This window comes from Pseudomonas sp. NPDC090752, assembly GCF_055584805.1.
Window position 1 is genome coordinate 344,161 of the sequence record NZ_JBVJLI010000001.1, and the last position, 15,504, is coordinate 359,664.

At 62.1% G+C, this 15,504-nt stretch carries 13 protein-coding genes; 3 read left to right on the forward strand and 10 right to left on the reverse strand.

Features of this window, described 5'->3' with window-relative positions:
- Positions 1 to 132: 132 nt before the first annotated feature.
- The 8 genes from ACZ6YA_RS01345 to ACZ6YA_RS01380 form a co-directional block, all read right to left on the reverse strand.
- Entirely contained in the window at positions 133 to 2,079 is a 1,947-nt protein-coding gene (locus ACZ6YA_RS01345; RefSeq protein WP_465895324.1) for a DNA topoisomerase III, read from the reverse strand.
- A 151-nt stretch (positions 2,080 to 2,230) separates the two neighbouring features.
- On the reverse strand, positions 2,231 to 2,665 hold the full coding sequence (locus ACZ6YA_RS01350) for a GNAT family N-acetyltransferase (RefSeq protein WP_465894954.1): 435 nt from the start codon (positions 2,663 to 2,665) through the stop codon (positions 2,231 to 2,233).
- The gene (locus tag ACZ6YA_RS01355; RefSeq protein ID WP_465894955.1) at positions 2,658 to 3,824 is read right to left on the reverse strand and encodes a ribosomal protein uL16 3-hydroxylase; all 1,167 of its coding nucleotides are present in this window, start codon (positions 3,822 to 3,824) and stop codon (positions 2,658 to 2,660) included. Before ACZ6YA_RS01355 ends, ACZ6YA_RS01350 begins: the two co-directional genes overlap by 8 nt.
- Before the next feature lie 81 nt (positions 3,825 to 3,905).
- The gene (purB, locus tag ACZ6YA_RS01360; protein ID WP_465894956.1) at positions 3,906 to 5,276 is read right to left on the reverse strand and encodes an adenylosuccinate lyase; all 1,371 of its coding nucleotides are present in this window, start codon (positions 5,274 to 5,276) and stop codon (positions 3,906 to 3,908) included.
- Positions 5,277 to 5,476: 200 nt separating this feature from the next.
- On the reverse strand, positions 5,477 to 6,103 hold the full coding sequence (gene hflD, locus ACZ6YA_RS01365) for a high frequency lysogenization protein HflD (protein ID WP_403129916.1): 627 nt from the start codon (positions 6,101 to 6,103) through the stop codon (positions 5,477 to 5,479).
- Complete coding sequence (mnmA, locus tag ACZ6YA_RS01370) at positions 6,100 to 7,224, reverse strand: tRNA 2-thiouridine(34) synthase MnmA (RefSeq protein ID WP_465894958.1); 1,125 nt, start codon at positions 7,222 to 7,224, stop codon at positions 6,100 to 6,102. The genes hflD and mnmA overlap by 4 nt, the downstream gene beginning before the upstream one ends.
- 59 nt (positions 7,225 to 7,283) lie before the next feature.
- A complete protein-coding gene (locus ACZ6YA_RS01375) occupies positions 7,284 to 7,724 on the reverse strand; it encodes an NUDIX hydrolase (protein ID WP_465894959.1) in 441 nt (146 codons plus the stop codon).
- A gap of 218 nt (positions 7,725 to 7,942) precedes the next feature.
- Complete coding sequence (locus ACZ6YA_RS01380) at positions 7,943 to 10,168, reverse strand: NADP-dependent isocitrate dehydrogenase (RefSeq protein ID WP_465894960.1); 2,226 nt, start codon at positions 10,166 to 10,168, stop codon at positions 7,943 to 7,945.
- Positions 10,169 to 10,583: 415 nt separating this feature from the next.
- On the opposite strand from ACZ6YA_RS01380, the gene icd reads away from it, so the two are divergent.
- Positions 10,584 to 11,840 carry an NADP-dependent isocitrate dehydrogenase gene (gene icd / locus ACZ6YA_RS01385; RefSeq protein ID WP_465894961.1) on the forward strand — a complete coding sequence of 419 codons (1,257 nt, stop codon included), beginning with the start codon at positions 10,584 to 10,586 and terminating at the stop codon, positions 11,838 to 11,840.
- A gap of 68 nt (positions 11,841 to 11,908) precedes the next feature.
- Here icd and cspD read toward each other — a convergent pair whose 3' ends face one another.
- The gene (gene cspD / locus ACZ6YA_RS01390; RefSeq protein WP_465894962.1) at positions 11,909 to 12,166 is read right to left on the reverse strand and encodes a cold shock domain-containing protein CspD; all 258 of its coding nucleotides are present in this window, start codon (positions 12,164 to 12,166) and stop codon (positions 11,909 to 11,911) included.
- 230 nt (positions 12,167 to 12,396) lie between these two features.
- Between cspD and clpS the strand changes: the two genes are divergently transcribed.
- On the forward strand, positions 12,397 to 12,759 hold the full coding sequence (clpS, locus tag ACZ6YA_RS01395) for an ATP-dependent Clp protease adapter ClpS (RefSeq protein ID WP_012315251.1): 363 nt from the start codon (positions 12,397 to 12,399) through the stop codon (positions 12,757 to 12,759).
- Positions 12,760 to 12,789: 30 nt separating this feature from the next.
- On the forward strand, positions 12,790 to 15,060 hold the full coding sequence (gene clpA / locus ACZ6YA_RS01400; protein WP_400794318.1) for an ATP-dependent Clp protease ATP-binding subunit ClpA: 2,271 nt from the start codon (positions 12,790 to 12,792) through the stop codon (positions 15,058 to 15,060).
- A 161-nt stretch (positions 15,061 to 15,221) separates the two neighbouring features.
- On the opposite strand, the gene infA is transcribed toward clpA, so the two are convergent.
- The gene (gene infA / locus ACZ6YA_RS01405; protein WP_002553999.1) at positions 15,222 to 15,440 is read right to left on the reverse strand and encodes a translation initiation factor IF-1; all 219 of its coding nucleotides are present in this window, start codon (positions 15,438 to 15,440) and stop codon (positions 15,222 to 15,224) included.
- Positions 15,441 to 15,504 lie beyond the last annotated feature (64 nt).

A 15,504-nucleotide genomic window follows, 5' to 3' on the forward strand; every position in this document is an offset into this window, starting at 1 on the left:
CAGGCAATTTTCATCGCGCCAGGTGGCGATATGATCGGGTGACTTTTCCCCCAGCTAACGCGCTGTTTACGAAGGCAATGCAGAATCTGTGGGAGCGGATTTATCCGCGAAGAGGCCAGCATTGCCCACCCTTCAGCTGGACTTTACAGGTGCCTTGCGCCGAGGCTGTCTTGGCTTGCCTGCAGTAGCCTTGCCCTTGCTGCGGCCCTTCTTTTTCCACGGCGCCGCCTTGCCCATCGGTGGCCCGCTGATGGTCATGCGCATGCCACTGCAGCGTTCCACCAGCTTGCCCATCCAGGCTGACTGCCGGGCGACGAACTCCTCAAGGCTCATCTCGCCACTTTGCACCATGTCCAGCGCCTGCTCCCAAATGGCCGTGGTCCCCGGGTCGGCAATGGCACGGGGTACCGCGTCGATGAGGCTGAAAGCGGCCGGAGTGGCGGCCAGGGCCTTGCCGCTCTTGGTCAGGTAGCCACGGTCGAGCAGGCCTTGGATGATGCTGGCGCGGGTCGCCTCGGTGCCAATGCCGGTGGTTTCCTTGAGCTTCTGCTTGAGCCGCGGATCGTCCACCAGCTTGGCGACGTTTTTCATGGCCTTGATCAGGTCGCCTTCAGTGAATGGCTTGGGTGGCTGGGTCCACTGATCTTTCAGTTGGAGGCCTTGAACGTTGCAGTCCTGGCCTTCGCGCAACGCTGGCAGCACCTGTGCCGGCACTGCCTCTCGCCCCTTGGGCGGCGTCAGCGCTTCGGGCAAGGCGCGGCGCCAGCCCGGCTCGACGACCTGCTTGCCGACGGCGCGCAGGGCATGGCCTGCGCAATCGAATTCGGCCTGGGTGCGGTCGTACTCGTGGTTGGGTAGGAACTGAGCCAGGTATCGGGCCCGGATCAGTGTGTAGACCGCTTTGTGCTTGGCTGGCAAACGTGACGGGTCGCTGGCGGCGGCAGTGGGGATGATGCCGTGGTGGGCGCTGACCTTGCCGTCGTTCCAGGCCCGCGAGCGACGCTGCGGCTCAAGGTGCGCTTGCAGCGGCGCCAGGCTGTCGTCGGCGCGTTGCAGGGCATTGAGGATTGCGGGTGCTTCGCTGTGCTGGCTGACAGGCAGATAGCCGCAGTCACTGCGCGGGTAAGTGATTAGTTTGTGGGTTTCGTACAAAGCCTGAGCGATGTCGAGGGTTTCCTGCGCGCCGAGGCCGAATTTTTTCGAGCAAAGCTCTTGCAGGGTGCCGAGGTCGAAGGGCAGCGGAGCTGCCTCGCGCACGCGCTCGGTGACGACCTTAAGCACCCGTGCCGTGTCAGCGCTGCCCATAGCGCAGGCGGCCTGTTGCGCCAAGGCTTGGTTGAGGCAGCGGCCCTGATCGTCGCAGGTGTCTTCTGGCGCGCGCCATTGGGCGTTGAAGGCCTGGCCAGCATGCGCCAGCTGCACGTCGATGGCCCAGAACGGTACTGGCACGAAATCGGCGATGCTGCGGTCGCGGTCGACCACCAGGCGCAGGGTCGGGGTTTGCACCCGGCCCACGGGCAGCACGCCCTGATAGCCGGACTGTCGCCCGAGCAGGGTGAACAACCGGCTCATGTTCATGCCGATCAGCCAGTCGGCGCGCGAGCGACCCAATGCCGAGTGATAGAGGTTGAAGGTTTCCTGGCCGGGCAGCAGGCGCGCCAGGGCCTTGCGAATGGACGCGTCGTCCAGGGCCGAAAGCCAAAGGCGCTGGATCGGGCCACGGTAGCGGCAGTGTTCGACCAGCTCGCGGGCGATCATCTCGCCTTCGCGGTCGGCATCGGTGGCGATCACCAGTTCACGTGCTTCGCCGAGCAAGCGCTTGACGGCCTTGAACTGGCTGGCGGTCTTGGGCTTGACCAACATCTTCCACTTTTCCGGGATGATGGGCAGGTCGGCGAGGTTCCAGCGCTTGTAGCGCTCGTCATAGCTGTCGGGCGGGGCGGTTTCCAGCAGGTGGCCGATACACCAGGTCACGCAGACGTCGGTGCCTTGCCAGCAGCCGTCGGCCTTGCGGGTAGCGCCGAGGACTTTGGCGATGTCTTTTGCCTGGGAGGGTTTTTCGCAGAGGTACAGGCGCATGGCCGGAAACGCTTCATCGGGGGCGATGAGCACTAGGATGCGCAAGCGAGGGCGCGTAGGCAAGTTTTATCTGGATGGATGTACAGGTTTTTGTCAGAAGAGGTGTATCGATTTCACCAGCCTCGACGAGGCCGGTGAAATCAGCTACGAATCAAGCGATCTCGCGAGACTCGCGCACCATGTCCACATGCGGGATGCCGGCTTCGAGAAATTCTTCGCTGACGACCCGGAAACCCAAGCGCTCGTAGAACGGCGTGGCGTGCACCTGGGCGCTGAGCATCTGCTGCTTCAGGTCGCGGTTCTGCGCTTCGGCGATCACTGCGTGCATCAGCGCATCGCCTACCTTCAGCCCGCGCCAGTCCTTGAGTACCGAGATGCGTCCGATGGTGCCGTCTGCCAGCAGGCGTGCGGTACCGATCGGGTAATCACCTTCCAGCGCCAGGAAATGCAGAGCGTCCTGGTCTTCCGAGTCGAACTCCAGCTCCGGTGGAATGTGCTGTTCGGCGACGAAGACTGCTTCCCGGATACGGCGGATATCGGCGTTGTCCTTCTGCCAGTCGGCGAGGCGCACACGAATCTTATTCATTGGCGAATCCCAAGCTTCCTTGTTTGATCAACTGCTGTACCAACATAAGGCCATCTTCGTCCTGCAGCCAGGCCTCAAGGTTGTCGATATGTAACGCATCGGCGGAACACACCAGCTTCAGCAGTTCCCGCAGCTTGGCCGGCAACGGACAGCTGCGGCCGCTGGCGAACAGCATCAGGTCATCGCCCAGCTCCGACCAGGCCATGCGTGCGCTCGGGTTGCGGATCAGCAGGGCGCCATCTTCGAGGGCTTCGATCAGCTCCTGCTCTTCCAGCTCTTCACCGACGACCTGCTCCGGGTAGCGTGGCTCGGTCATGAACTGGCCGAACCAGGTCAGCAGCAAGTCCTTGTCGTTGGTGTGCTTGTCGATCAGCGCCTTGAGGCGGTCGAGGGCGTCGTGCTGGATCTGGTGCGGGTCGCTGGCCGGCTGGGCGTCAGCGTCGCTGTAGCGCTCTTCGTCCGGCAGGAACTGGCCGAGGAAGTCGGTGAAGTGGGTCAGCACTTCGGCGGCGCTCGGTGCGCGGAAGCCGACCGAGTAGGTCAGGCAGTCGTCCACGGCCACGCCGTAGTGAGCCAGGCGCGGTGGCAGGTAGAGCATGTCGCCCGGTTCCAGGGTCCATTCGCCGCTCTGTTCGAATTCGGCGAGGATGCGCAGGTCGGCGTGCTCCAGCAGCGGGCTTTCGCTGTCGCACATCTGGCCGATCTTCCAGTTGCGCTGGCCGTGGCCCTGCAGCAGGAACACGTCGTAGTTGTCGAAGTGCGGGCCCACGCTGCCGCCTGGGGTGGCGAAGCTGATCATCACGTCATCGATGCGCCAGCTCGGCAGGAAGCGGAAGTGCTCCAGCAGTTCGGCGACTTCGGGTACGAACTGGTCGACGGCCTGCACCAGCAGGGTCCAGTCCTTTTCCGGCAGGTCGGCGAAGGTGTCTTCGTTGAACGGGCCGCGGCGCAGTTCCCACGGGTGGGCGCCGTGCTCGAGCACGATGCGCGACTCGACTTCCTCTTCCAGAGCCAGGCCGGCCAGCTCGTCGGGATCGATCGGGCTTTCGAAGTCCGGGAACGCCTGGCGCACCAGCAGCGGCTTCTTCTGCCAGTAGTCGCGCATGAATTCGCGGGCCGAGATGCCGCCGAGCAGCTGCAGTGGAGTATCAGGATTCATGTTCAACCTATTGAAAAAACGAAATTTTCGTACGGGAATAAAAACGCCCGGCGAGGCCGGGCGTTGTACGCGACGGTCAGCTTAGATGCGTTTGGCCTGTGCTGCCGCGTTACCGATGTAGGTAGCGGGGGTCAGCAGCTTGAGTTCGGCCTTGGCTTCGGCAGGCATGTCGAGGCCGTCGATGAAGGTCAGCAGCGCTTCTGGCGTGATGCCCTTGCCACGGGTCAGCTCTTTGAGCTTCTCGTAGGGGTTCTCGATGTTGAAACGGCGCATCACGGTCTGGATCGGCTCGGCGAGGACTTCCCAGCAGGCGTCCAGGTCGGCGGCGATGCGGGCTTCGTTGACTTGCAGCTTGCCGATACCCTTGAGGCTGGCCTCGTAGGCAATAACGCTATGAGCGAAGCCTACGCCCAGGTTGCGCAGTACGGTGGAGTCGGTCAGGTCACGCTGCCAGCGCGAGATCGGCAGCTTGCTGGCCAGGTGCTGGAACAGCGCGTTGGCGATACCCAGGTTGCCTTCGGAGTTCTCGAAGTCGATCGGGTTGACCTTGTGCGGCATGGTCGACGAGCCAATTTCGCCGGCAACGGTCTTCTGCTTGAAGTAGCCCAGCGAGATGTAGCCCCAGACGTCCCGGTCGAAGTCGATGAGGATGGTGTTGAAGCGGGCGATGGCGTCGAACAGCTCGGCGATGTAGTCGTGCGGCTCGATCTGGGTGGTGTACGGGTTGAACTGCAGGCCCAGCTCGTCTTCGATGAAAGCGCGCGCGTTTTCTTCCCAGTCGATTTGCGAGTAAGCCGACAGGTGAGCGTTGTAGTTGCCTACGGCACCGTTGATCTTGCCCAGCAGCGGCACGGCAGCGACCTGGGCGATCTGACGCTCCAGGCGGTATACGACGTTGGCCAGTTCTTTGCCCAGGGTGGTCGGCGAAGCCGGCTGACCGTGGGTGCGCGACAGCATCGGCACGTCGGCGTGGGCGTGGGCCAGGGCGCGGATGGCCTCGGCGATCTGGCGCATCAGCGGCAGCAGCACGTCTTCACGGCCGGCGCGCAGCATCAGGCCGTGGGACAGGTTGTTGATGTCCTCGCTGGTGCAGGCGAAGTGGATGAACTCGCTGACCTTGGCCAGCTCAGGCAGCTGGGCAGCCTGCTCCTTGAGCAGGTACTCGATCGCCTTGACGTCGTGGTTGGTGGTGCGCTCGATTTCCTTGACGCGTTCGGCGTGCTCGAGCTTGAAGTCGGTGGCCAGGCCGTCCAGCAGGGCGTTGGCTTCGGCAGAGAACGCCGGCACTTCGCCAATCTGCGGGTGGGCGGCCAGACGCTGCAGCCAGCGTACTTCGACCAGGGCGCGGAAACGGATCAGGCCGAATTCGCTGAAAATGGGGCGCAAGGCCTGGGTTTTGCCGGCGTAACGGCCGTCTACAGGGGAAACCGCAGTGAGCGAAGAAAGCTGCATGGGGTGTTCTCGGACAGTCAGGCTTTTGGAAGGGCGCATATCATACATGAAAAATGCGCCGAGGTCGGGTGGCTGACCAAAGGTCGGGCCATTTGAATCGCTGCTGGGAACCTGTGGGAGCGGGCTTGCCCGCGAACACCGGCGTAGCCGGTGCCATCCACCGAATCGCCTGCTCCCACACAGCGTTCGGCATTGCTGATTCAGGAAGACGTTCGCATCATGTCATACAGCTCGTTGAGCAACTTGCGCCGGCTGAACACCAGTTGCCAGCGATGCCCACCCAACTGCCGCCACAGGCGCGCGGCGCGGATGCCGGCGAGCAACAAGGCGCGGATTTTCGAAGCGTTGCTGGACTGCTGCAGGAAGCGCATGTCGCCATGCACCTGGATACGCTGGCGCAGGGTGCTCAGGGTGTCCTGGTACAAGGCTCCACTGGAAGCGATGACGTTTTCGTGAACCAGGCCAAAATGGTCAGCCTGCGACTGGATTTGTGGCAGACGGTTGCCGATGGTGTCCAGCAGGTCGCCGCGCTTGTTCAGCTGGCGCTCCAGGCCCAGCATCGACAGGGCGTAGCGCAGCGGCTCACGCTGCAAGCTACTGGGATCGCGCTCCAGTGCACCGACCAGCGCACGGTAGCCGTCGCGCAGGTTGATGTCATCGCCGCCGAACACCTCCAGGGTGTCCTTGGGGTCACGCACCAGCAGGCTGCCGAGCATGCAGCCGATATTGGCCTCGCTGGCCTGGCCGGTGCGGGCAATGCGGTCGACCAGCACGGCGGCCTGGAACACGCCGCCCAGGGCAATCAATTGCTCCTGCAGATTGCTCATGCGCGTGGGCTCCACGGCTCGGCGGTCTCGATCACGCCGCCGCCCAGGCACACTTCACCGTCGTAGAACACCACCGATTGGCCCGGGGTGACGGCGCGCTGAGCCTCGTCGAACACGGCGCGGTAGCCGCTCTCTGTCAGTTCCAGGGTGCATTGCTGGTCGCTCTGGCGGTAACGCACCTTGGCGGTGAGCCTGCGCGGGCTGCTGAGGTCGATCGGGTTGACCCAGAAGATCTCCGAGGCGAGCAGGGCGCGGGAGAACAGCCAGGGGTGTTCGTTGCCCTGGCCGACCACCAGCACGTTGCGGTCCAGGTCCTTGTGCAGCACGTACCACGGCTCGTCGCCTGCGTCTTTAAGGCCGCCGATGCCCAAGCCCTGGCGCTGGCCGATGGTGTGGTACATCAAGCCGTGATGACGGCCGATCACTTCACCCTCGGTGGTCTGGATTTCACCCGGCTGGGCCGGCAGGTACTGCTTGAGGAAGTCGCTGAAACGGCGCTCGCCGATGAAGCAGATACCGGTGGAGTCTTTCTTCTTGGCGGTGGCCAGGCCGTGTTTTTCGGCGATGGCGCGCACTTCGGGCTTTTCCAGCTCGCCGACCGGGAACAGCGTACGGGCGATCTCCTTGCCGCCAACGGCGTGCAGGAAGTAGCTCTGGTCCTTGTTCGGGTCCAGGCCCTTGAGCAGTTCGGTGAGATCGGCTGTGTCACGGCGGCGCACGTAGTGGCCGGTGGCGATCAGGTCGGCACCCAGCGACAGGGCGTAGTCGAGGAACGCCTTGAACTTGATTTCGCGGTTGCAGAGGATGTCCGGGTTAGGCGTGCGACCGGCCTTGTATTCTTCAAGGAAGTGCTCGAACACGTTGTCCCAGTACTCGGCGGCGAAGTTGGCGGTGTGCAGCTTGATGCCGATACGGTCGCAGACGGCCTGGGCGTCTGCCAGGTCTTCACGGGCCGTGCAGTATTCCGTGCCGTCGTCCTCTTCCCAGTTTTTCATGAACAGACCTTCCACCTGGTAGCCCTGCTCGATGAGCAGAAGGGCGGAGACGGAAGAGTCCACGCCGCCGGACATGCCGACGATGACGCGGGTCTTGGCGGGGTCTTTGAGTGCTGGGCTGGTCATGGCTACCGATGTGTATCAAGGGGGAAAAACGCCGATTCTATCAAACCCGCGGCAGCGCGTCAGTCGCGCAGCAGGTCGAGGCTGTGCAGCGGGCCTGCGAGGTAGTCGTCGAGGCAGCGTGGCACCAGTTCGCTGCGCCAGCGGGCAGGCTCGGCCAGCAGTGCTTCGCGGGTCAGCCAGACGGCACGGACGATGTCGCTGTCCAGGGCCAGGTCGGTGTGGTGGCGCAGCGGGCGGGCGGCGAAGCAGATGCGCTGGTAGGTCACGCCATTGCTAGGGGCGGTGTAGAGGTAGATACCGACCACGCCGGTCAGCTCGACTTCCCAAGCGGTTTCTTCGAGGGTTTCGCGCAGGGCGGCCTGGGCCAACGTCTCATTGGGTTCGAGGTGGCCGGCGGGTTGATTGAAGACGTGCTGGCCGGCTTTGAATTCTTCGACGAAGAGGAACTTGCCGTCGTGCTCGACGACGGTGGCGACGGTGATGTGGGGTTGCCAAGTCATTGATGTGTCCATGTCAATCGAGGGGCCGCTGTGCGGCCCTTCGCGGGGCAAGTCGGATCGCCGCACCGCCGCTCCCACAGGTGCTATGCAGGTCTCACAGACAGCACTTCAACTGTGGGAGCGGGCTTGCCCCGCGAAGGGCTGCAAAGCAGCCCCAATCCCGGAAAGCACAAACCCCGGTGCGTGGCCGGGGTTTGTGGTGTTACTTCAAGCGAGCCTTACAGTGCCGCGATGGCGCTGTTCAGAGTCTGGCTTGGGCGCATCACCTTGGCGGTCAACTCGGCATCCGGGGCGTAGTAGCCACCGATGTCGGCCGGCTTGCCCTGAACGGCGTTGAGTTCGGCGACGATGGTCGCTTCGTTCTCGGCCAGGGTTTTTGCCAGCGGCGCGAAGCGCGCCTGCAGGGCGGCGTCGTCAGCCTGAGCAGCCAGGGCTTGCGCCCAGTACAGGGTCAGGTAGAAGTGGCTGCCGCGGTTATCGATACCACCGACTTTGCGCGAAGGCGACTTGTTGGTGTCGAGGAACTTGCCGGTGGCCTGGTCCAGGGTGTTGGCCAGGACCTTGGCGCGCGGGTTGTCGTAGGTGTTGCCCAGGTGCTCCAGGGAAGCGGCCAGGGCCAGGAATTCACCCAGCGAGTCCCAACGCAGGAAGTTTTCTTCAACCAGCTGCTGCACGTGCTTCGGTGCCGAACCGCCGGCGCCGGTTTCGAACAGACCACCGCCGTTCATCAGCGGCACGATCGACAGCATCTTGGCGCTGGTGCCCAGCTCCATGATCGGGAACAGGTCGGTCAGGTAGTCGCGCAGCACGTTGCCGGTCACCGAGATGGTGTCCTTGCCTTCGCGGATGCGGGCCAGGGAGAACTTGATGGCATCGACCGGCGCCAGGACACGGATGTCCAGACCAGCGGTGTCGTGGTCCTTCAGGTAGGCCTGCACCTTCTCGATCATCACGCCGTCGTGGGCGCGAGCCGGGTCCAGCCAGAACACCGCCGGGGTGTTGCTCAGGCGGGCGCGGTTGACGGCCAGCTTGACCCAGTCCTGGATCGGCGCGTCCTTGGTTTGGCACATGCGGAAGATGTCGCCAGCTTCGACGTTCTGCTCCAGCACGACCTTGCCTTTGCCATCGACCACGCGCACGACGCCGTCGGCCTTGATCTGGAAGGTCTTGTCGTGGGAGCCGTACTCTTCAGCCTTCTGCGCCATCAGGCCAACGTTTGGTACGCTGCCCATGGTGGTCGGGTCGAAGGCACCGTTGACCTTGCAGTCTTCGATGGTGGCCTGGTAGATGCCGGCGTAGCAGCGGTCCGGGATGATTGCCTTGGCGTCCTGCAGTTCACCTGCGGTGTTCCACATCTTGCCCGAGTCACGAATCATGGCCGGCATCGAGGCGTCGACGATGACGTCGCTCGGCACGTGCAGGTTGGTGATGCCCTTGTCGGAGTTGACCATGGCCAGGGCTGGACGCTCGGCGTACAGGGCCTGGATGTCCGCTTCGATCTCGGCCTGCTGCTCGGCTGGCAGGTCCTTGATGCGGGCGTACAGGTCGCCGATGCCGTTGTTGGCGTTGAAGCCGACCTGGCTCAGCGCGGCAGCGTGCTTGGCCAGCACTTCGCCGTAGAACGCTTCGACGATGACGCCGAACATGATCGGGTCGGAAACCTTCATCATGGTGGCTTTCAGGTGAACCGACAGCAGCACGCCGGCAGCCTTGGCATCGGCGATCTGCTCGACGATGAAGGCTTTCAGGGCCTTGCGGCTCATGGTGGCGCAATCGATGATTTCTGCAGCTTTGACCGCAGTCTTCTCTTTCAGGACGGAGGTGTTGCCGTCTTTGCCGACCAGCTCGATGCGCAGGTTGTCGTCAGCTTCGATCAGTGCGGCCTTTTCGCTGCCGTAGAAGTCGCCCTTGGTCATGTGGGCAACGTGCGACTTGGAGTCGGCGGCCCAGGCGCCCATCTTGTGCGGGTGCTTGCGTGCGTAGTTCTTGACCGACAGCGGTGCGCGGCGGTCGGAGTTGCCTTCGCGCAGTACCGGGTTCACGGCGCTGCCCTTGATGCGGTCGTAGCGCGCGCGGGATTCCTTTTCTTCGGCGGTGGCCGGCTCGTCGGCGTAGTCCGGGATGTTGTAGCCCTTGCCCTGCAGCTCTTTGATCGCCGCTTTCAGTTGCGGGACCGAGGCCGAGATGTTCGGCAGCTTGATGATGTTGGCTTCAGGGGTGGTGGCCAGCTGGCCCAGTTCCGCCAGATGATCGGCTACCTGTTTTTCGGCGCCGAGTTGCTCCGGGAATGCCGAGAGGATACGGCCTGCCAGGGAGATATCGCGGGTTTCGACGGCGATGTCAGCCGAAGCGGTGAAGGCTTCGACGATCGGCAGCAGCGAATAGGTGGCGAGGGCAGGGGCTTCGTCGGTGAAGGTATAGATGATCTTGGAACGGGTGGGCATGCGGGTTAACTCTCTATGTGCTGAGCGTACTCGAGTCTCGAGGTGCGCAGGGTAGGCGCTTCGCCCTGGCGACGCCATGAGCGGAAAGTCGAGAGGCTGCGAGCGGTGATGGTGGATGCATCAGTCGAGCGTCAAGTGCTGGGCTGCGGTAACAGCGCAGGCTTAGTGGCCATCGCTGGCCGAGGGCGAGCCGCATTTTCCTGGGTTTCGCCCCGATGACCCTTCGGTCGCGGCGCAGTATATCAAACCATTCGGGCTATTCAGCAAGGCCAAGTGACATTGGCGCCATTTATAAGACCAAAGACGTAGGGGCAATGTGGTGCGTTGTCGCAGTGCTTGCAGGTCGGCGGATGTGGTTTAGGCTCAGTGGGATCGCATGAAGTCCAATCACACCCGAAAGCGGAGTAGTGCAAGCATGGGATACCAGAAAATCAAGGTTCCGACCGACGGCGCCAAGATCACCGTCAATGCAGACCATTCGCTCAATGTGCCCGACAACCCCATCATTCCTTATATCGAAGGCGACGGGATTGGCGTCGATGTCTCGCCAGTGATGATCAAGGTGGTCGATGCGGCTGTGCAGAAGGCCTACGGCGGCAAGCGCAAGATCGCCTGGATGGAAGTGTACGCAGGGGAGAAGGCTACCCAGGTTTATGACCAGGACACCTGGCTGCCGCAGGAAACCCTGGATGCGGTGCGCGACTATGTCGTGTCGATCAAAGGGCCACTGACCACGCCGGTCGGCGGTGGCATTCGCTCGCTCAACGTGGCCCTGCGCCAGCAGCTCGACCTTTACGTGTGCCTGCGTCCGGTAGTGTGGTTCGAGGGCGTGCCGAGCCCGGTGAAGAAACCTGGCGATGTCGACATGGTGATCTTCCGTGAAAACTCCGAGGACATCTACGCCGGCATCGAATGGAAGGCCGGCTCGCCCGAGGCGAACAAGGTGATCAAGTTCCTCAAGGAGGAGATGGGCGTCACCAAGATCCGTTTCGACCAGGATTGCGGCATTGGCGTCAAACCGGTGTCGAAAGAGGGCACCAAGCGCCTGGTGCGCAAGGCCCTGCAGTACGTGGTGGATAATGACCGCGAGTCGCTGACCCTGGTGCACAAGGGCAACATCATGAAGTTCACCGAAGGTGCCTTCAAAGACTGGGGTTACGAGGTGGCCCGCGACGAGTTTGGCGCCGAGCTGCTCGACGGCGGCCCGTGGATGAAGTTCAAGAATCCCAGGACCGGCCGCGAAGTCATTGTCAAGGACGCCATCGCCGACGCCATGCTTCAGCAGATCCTGCTGCGCCCGGCCGAATACGACGTGATCGCCACGCTGAACCTCAACGGTGACTACCTGTCCGACGCCCTGGCGGCGGAAGTGGGTGGCATTGGTATTGCGCCGGGCGCCAACCTGTCCGACACCGTGGCCATGTTCGAGGCCACCCACGGCACCGCGCCCAAGTATGCGGGCCAGGACAAGGTGAACCCGGGGTCGGTAATCCTTTCGGCAGAAATGATGCTGCGCCACATGGGCTGGACCGAGGCGGCCGACCTGATCATCAAGGGCACCAATGGCGCGATCGGGGCCAAGACAGTGACCTATGACTTCGAGCGGTTGATGGAAGGGGCGAAGCTGGTAGGCAGTTCAGGGTTTGGCGATGAGATGATCAAGCATATGTGAGGCCCTATAAAACCGGCCGCCTCCCTGAAGAGGCGGCCGGTTTTTCGTATGCGGTAAAAGGGGGCGGGTCAGGCGTTGACGTGAGTGCGGGAGCTCTCCTGCATCGGCTCTGCCTTCGCGGCGGCATTTCCGGAAATGTTAACTGCGTGCTTGCCCTTGGGGCCCTGCACGATGTCGAATATCACCGGTTGTCCAGCTTTGAGGGTCTTGTAGCCGTCCATCTGGATGGCGGAATAATGGGCGAAGAGATCTTCGCTGTCGCCATCGGCATTGACGAATCCGTAGCCCTTGGCGTTGTTGAACCACTTGACTTTACCGCTTGCCATCCCTATGTCCCTCTGCAAAGGACTCCATCACTGGAGTATCATCCACTTCATCCGCATACGAACCTTGCGAAAAATCTGGTTGACTGCGCGGATCTTTATCGACCACGGTGGGTTCTTATTGGTTGTAACACCGTTTTGCCGATAGTCAAGGTCGCCCGGCGCGTGCGCTGGGGGCGGCCTGTGCGGTCAACCCACAACCTTAACCTGACGATCATGATGAAATTCTTTCCATGCATGCACGTAGCGAGATTCGACTAACATTCAATCAGGATCGCCCGCAATCGAATGAGGACGACGGCTCAGGTCTTGCGGTACAGGAAGCCAAGCCGATCCTGCAGGCGCCACCGATGTACAAGGTGGTTTTGTTCAACGATGACTACACGCCGATGGATTTCGTCGTCGAAGTGCTCGAAACGTTCTTCAGTTTGAACCGCGAGCTGGCGACCAAGATCATGCTGACCGTCCATACCGAGGGGCGGGCAGTGTGCGGATTGTTTACCCGTGACATCGCCGAAACAAAGGCCATGCAGGTCAACCAATACGCCAGGGAAAGCCAGCATCCGCTACTCTGTGAAATCGAGAAGGACGGTTAATCGCCGACCACTTGGGTATGAGGTGAAGCTATGTTAAACCGCGAGCTCGAAGTCACCCTCAATCTTGCCTTCAAGGAGGCACGTTCGAAACGTCATGAGTTCATGACCGTCGAACATCTGCTGCTGGCACTCCTTGACAATGAGGCTGCTGCGACCGTTCTGCGCGCCTGTGGCGCCAATCTCGACAAACTCAAGCACGACCTGCAAGAGTTCATCGATTCCACTACACCCCTGATCCCCGTCAATGACGAAGACCGTGAAACCCAGCCGACCCTGGGCTTCCAGCGCGTGCTGCAGCGTGCCGTGTTCCACGTGCAGAGCTCCGGCAAGCGCGAGGTGACCGGCGCCAATGTGCTGGTGGCGATCTTCAGCGAACAGGAAAGCCAGGCCGTGTTTCTGCTCAAGCAGCAGAGCGTGGCCCGTATCGACGTGGTCAACTACATTGCCCACGGCATTTCCAAGGTGCCAGGCCACGGCTCGCATGCCGAGAGCGACCAGGAAATGCAGGACGAGGAAGGGGGCGAAACCTCTTCCTCAAGCAATCCGCTGGATGCTTACGCCAGCAATTTGAACGAACTGGCCCGTGCCGGGCGTATCGACCCGCTGGTCGGTCGTGAGCAGGAAGTGGAGCGCGTAGCGCAGATTCTTGCTCGCCGTCGCAAGAACAACCCGCTGCTGGTGGGTGAGGCCGGTGTGGGCAAGACCGCCATCGCTGAAGGCTTGGCCAAGCGCATTGTCGATGGCCAGGTGCCCGACCTGCTGTCGCAGAGCGTGGTGTATTCCCTAGACCTTGGCGCGCTGCTGGCGGGCACCAAGTACCGTGGCGATTTCGAGAAGCGTTTCAAGGCGTTGCTCGGCGAGCTGCGCAAGCGCCCGCAGGCGATTCTGTTCATCGATGAAATCCACACCATCATCGGTGCCGGTGCGGCGTCGGGCGGTGTGATGGATGCCTCCAACCTGCTCAAGCCGCTGCTGTCGTCTGGCGAAATCCGCTGTATTGGTTCGACGACCTTCCAGGAGTTTCGCGGCATTTTCGAGAAGGATCGTGCCTTGGCACGGCGTTTCCAGAAAGTCGATGTCAGCGAGCCTTCGGTGGAAGACACCGTCGGCATCCTGCGTGGCCTGAAGGGGCGCTTCGAGAGCCACCACAACATCGAGTACAGCGATGAGGCGCTGCGCGCCGCCGCCGAGCTGGCATCGCGCTATATCAACGATCGCCACATGCCGGACAAGGCCATCGACGTGATCGACGAAGCGGGTGCCTACCAGCGCCTGCAGCCTGAGGCGAACCGGGTCAAGCGCATCGACGTACCGCAGGTCGAGGATATCGTCGCCAAGATTGCGCGCATCCCGCCAAAGCACGTCACCAGTTCCGACAAGGAGTTGCTGCGAAATCTGGAGCGTGATCTGAAATTGACCGTGTTTGGTCAGGATGCGGCGATCGACTCGCTGGCGACCGCGATCAAGTTGTCCCGTGCTGGCCTCAAGTCACCTGACAAGCCGGTCGGTTCGTTCCTGTTCGCCGGCCCTACCGGCGTCGGCAAGACTGAAGCGGCGCGGCAGTTGGCCAAGGCACTGGGCGTCGAGCTGGTGCGCTTCGACATGTCCGAGTACATGGAGCGGCACACGGTGTCGCGCTTGATCGGTGCACCGCCTGGCTATGTCGGGTTTGATCAGGGAGGCCTGCTGACCGAGGCCATTACCAAGCAGCCGCACTGTGTGTTGCTGCTCGATGAAATCGAGAAGGCCCACCCGGAAGTCTTCAACCTGCTGCTTCAGGTAATGGATCACGGTACCCTGACCGACAACAATGGGCGCAAGGCGGACTTCCGCAATGTGATCGTGATCATGACCACCAACGCGGGTGCGGAAACGGCGGCGCGGGCTTCGATCGGCTTCACTCATCAGGACCATGCGTCCGACGCCATGGAAGTCATTCGCAAGAGCTTCACGCCAGAGTTCCGCAACCGTCTGGACACCATCATCCAGTTCGGTCGCCTGAGTCACGAAACGATCAAGAGCATTGTCGACAAGTTCCTCATCGAGCTGCAGGCGCAACTGGAAGACAAGCGTGTGTTGCTGGAAGTCAGTGACGATGCCCGCGGTTGGTTGGCGGCCTCTGGCTATGATGTGCAGATGGGTGCGCGGCCGATGGCGCGGCTTATCCAGGACAAGATCAAGCGGCCGCTGGCCGAGGAGATCCTGTTTGGCGAGCTGGCCGAGCATGGTGGCGTGGTGCACATCGACCTGCGCGATGGCGAGCTGGTGTTCGACTTCGAGACGACGGCCGAGGTTGCCTGATAGCAGTCCACCTGTGGGAGCGGGCTTGCCCCGCGAAGCTAGCTCTGCGATGCATGGCACCGGCTTTGCCGGTGTTCGCGGGGCAAGCCCGCTCCCACAAACCTGCATCTTGAAGGCACAAAAAAGCCCGGCACATGGCCGGGCTTTTTCATGGCTTGAGCTTAGCGCGCACGGTAAGTGATGCGGCCCTTGCTCAGGTCGTACGGCGTCAGCTCGACGCGGACCTTGTCGCCAGTGAGAATACGGATGTAGTTCTTGCGCATCTTTCCGGAGATGTGCGCGGTTACGACGTGCCCGTTTTCCAACTCCACGCGGAACATGGTGTTGGGCAGGGTGTCGACGACAGTACCTTCCATTTCGAAGCTGTCTTCTTTCGACATGCAGTTGAGCCCTCGGTATCCAGTGTTGGCCCGACGCATAACCGCACCGGGCAAAAAAGTGGCG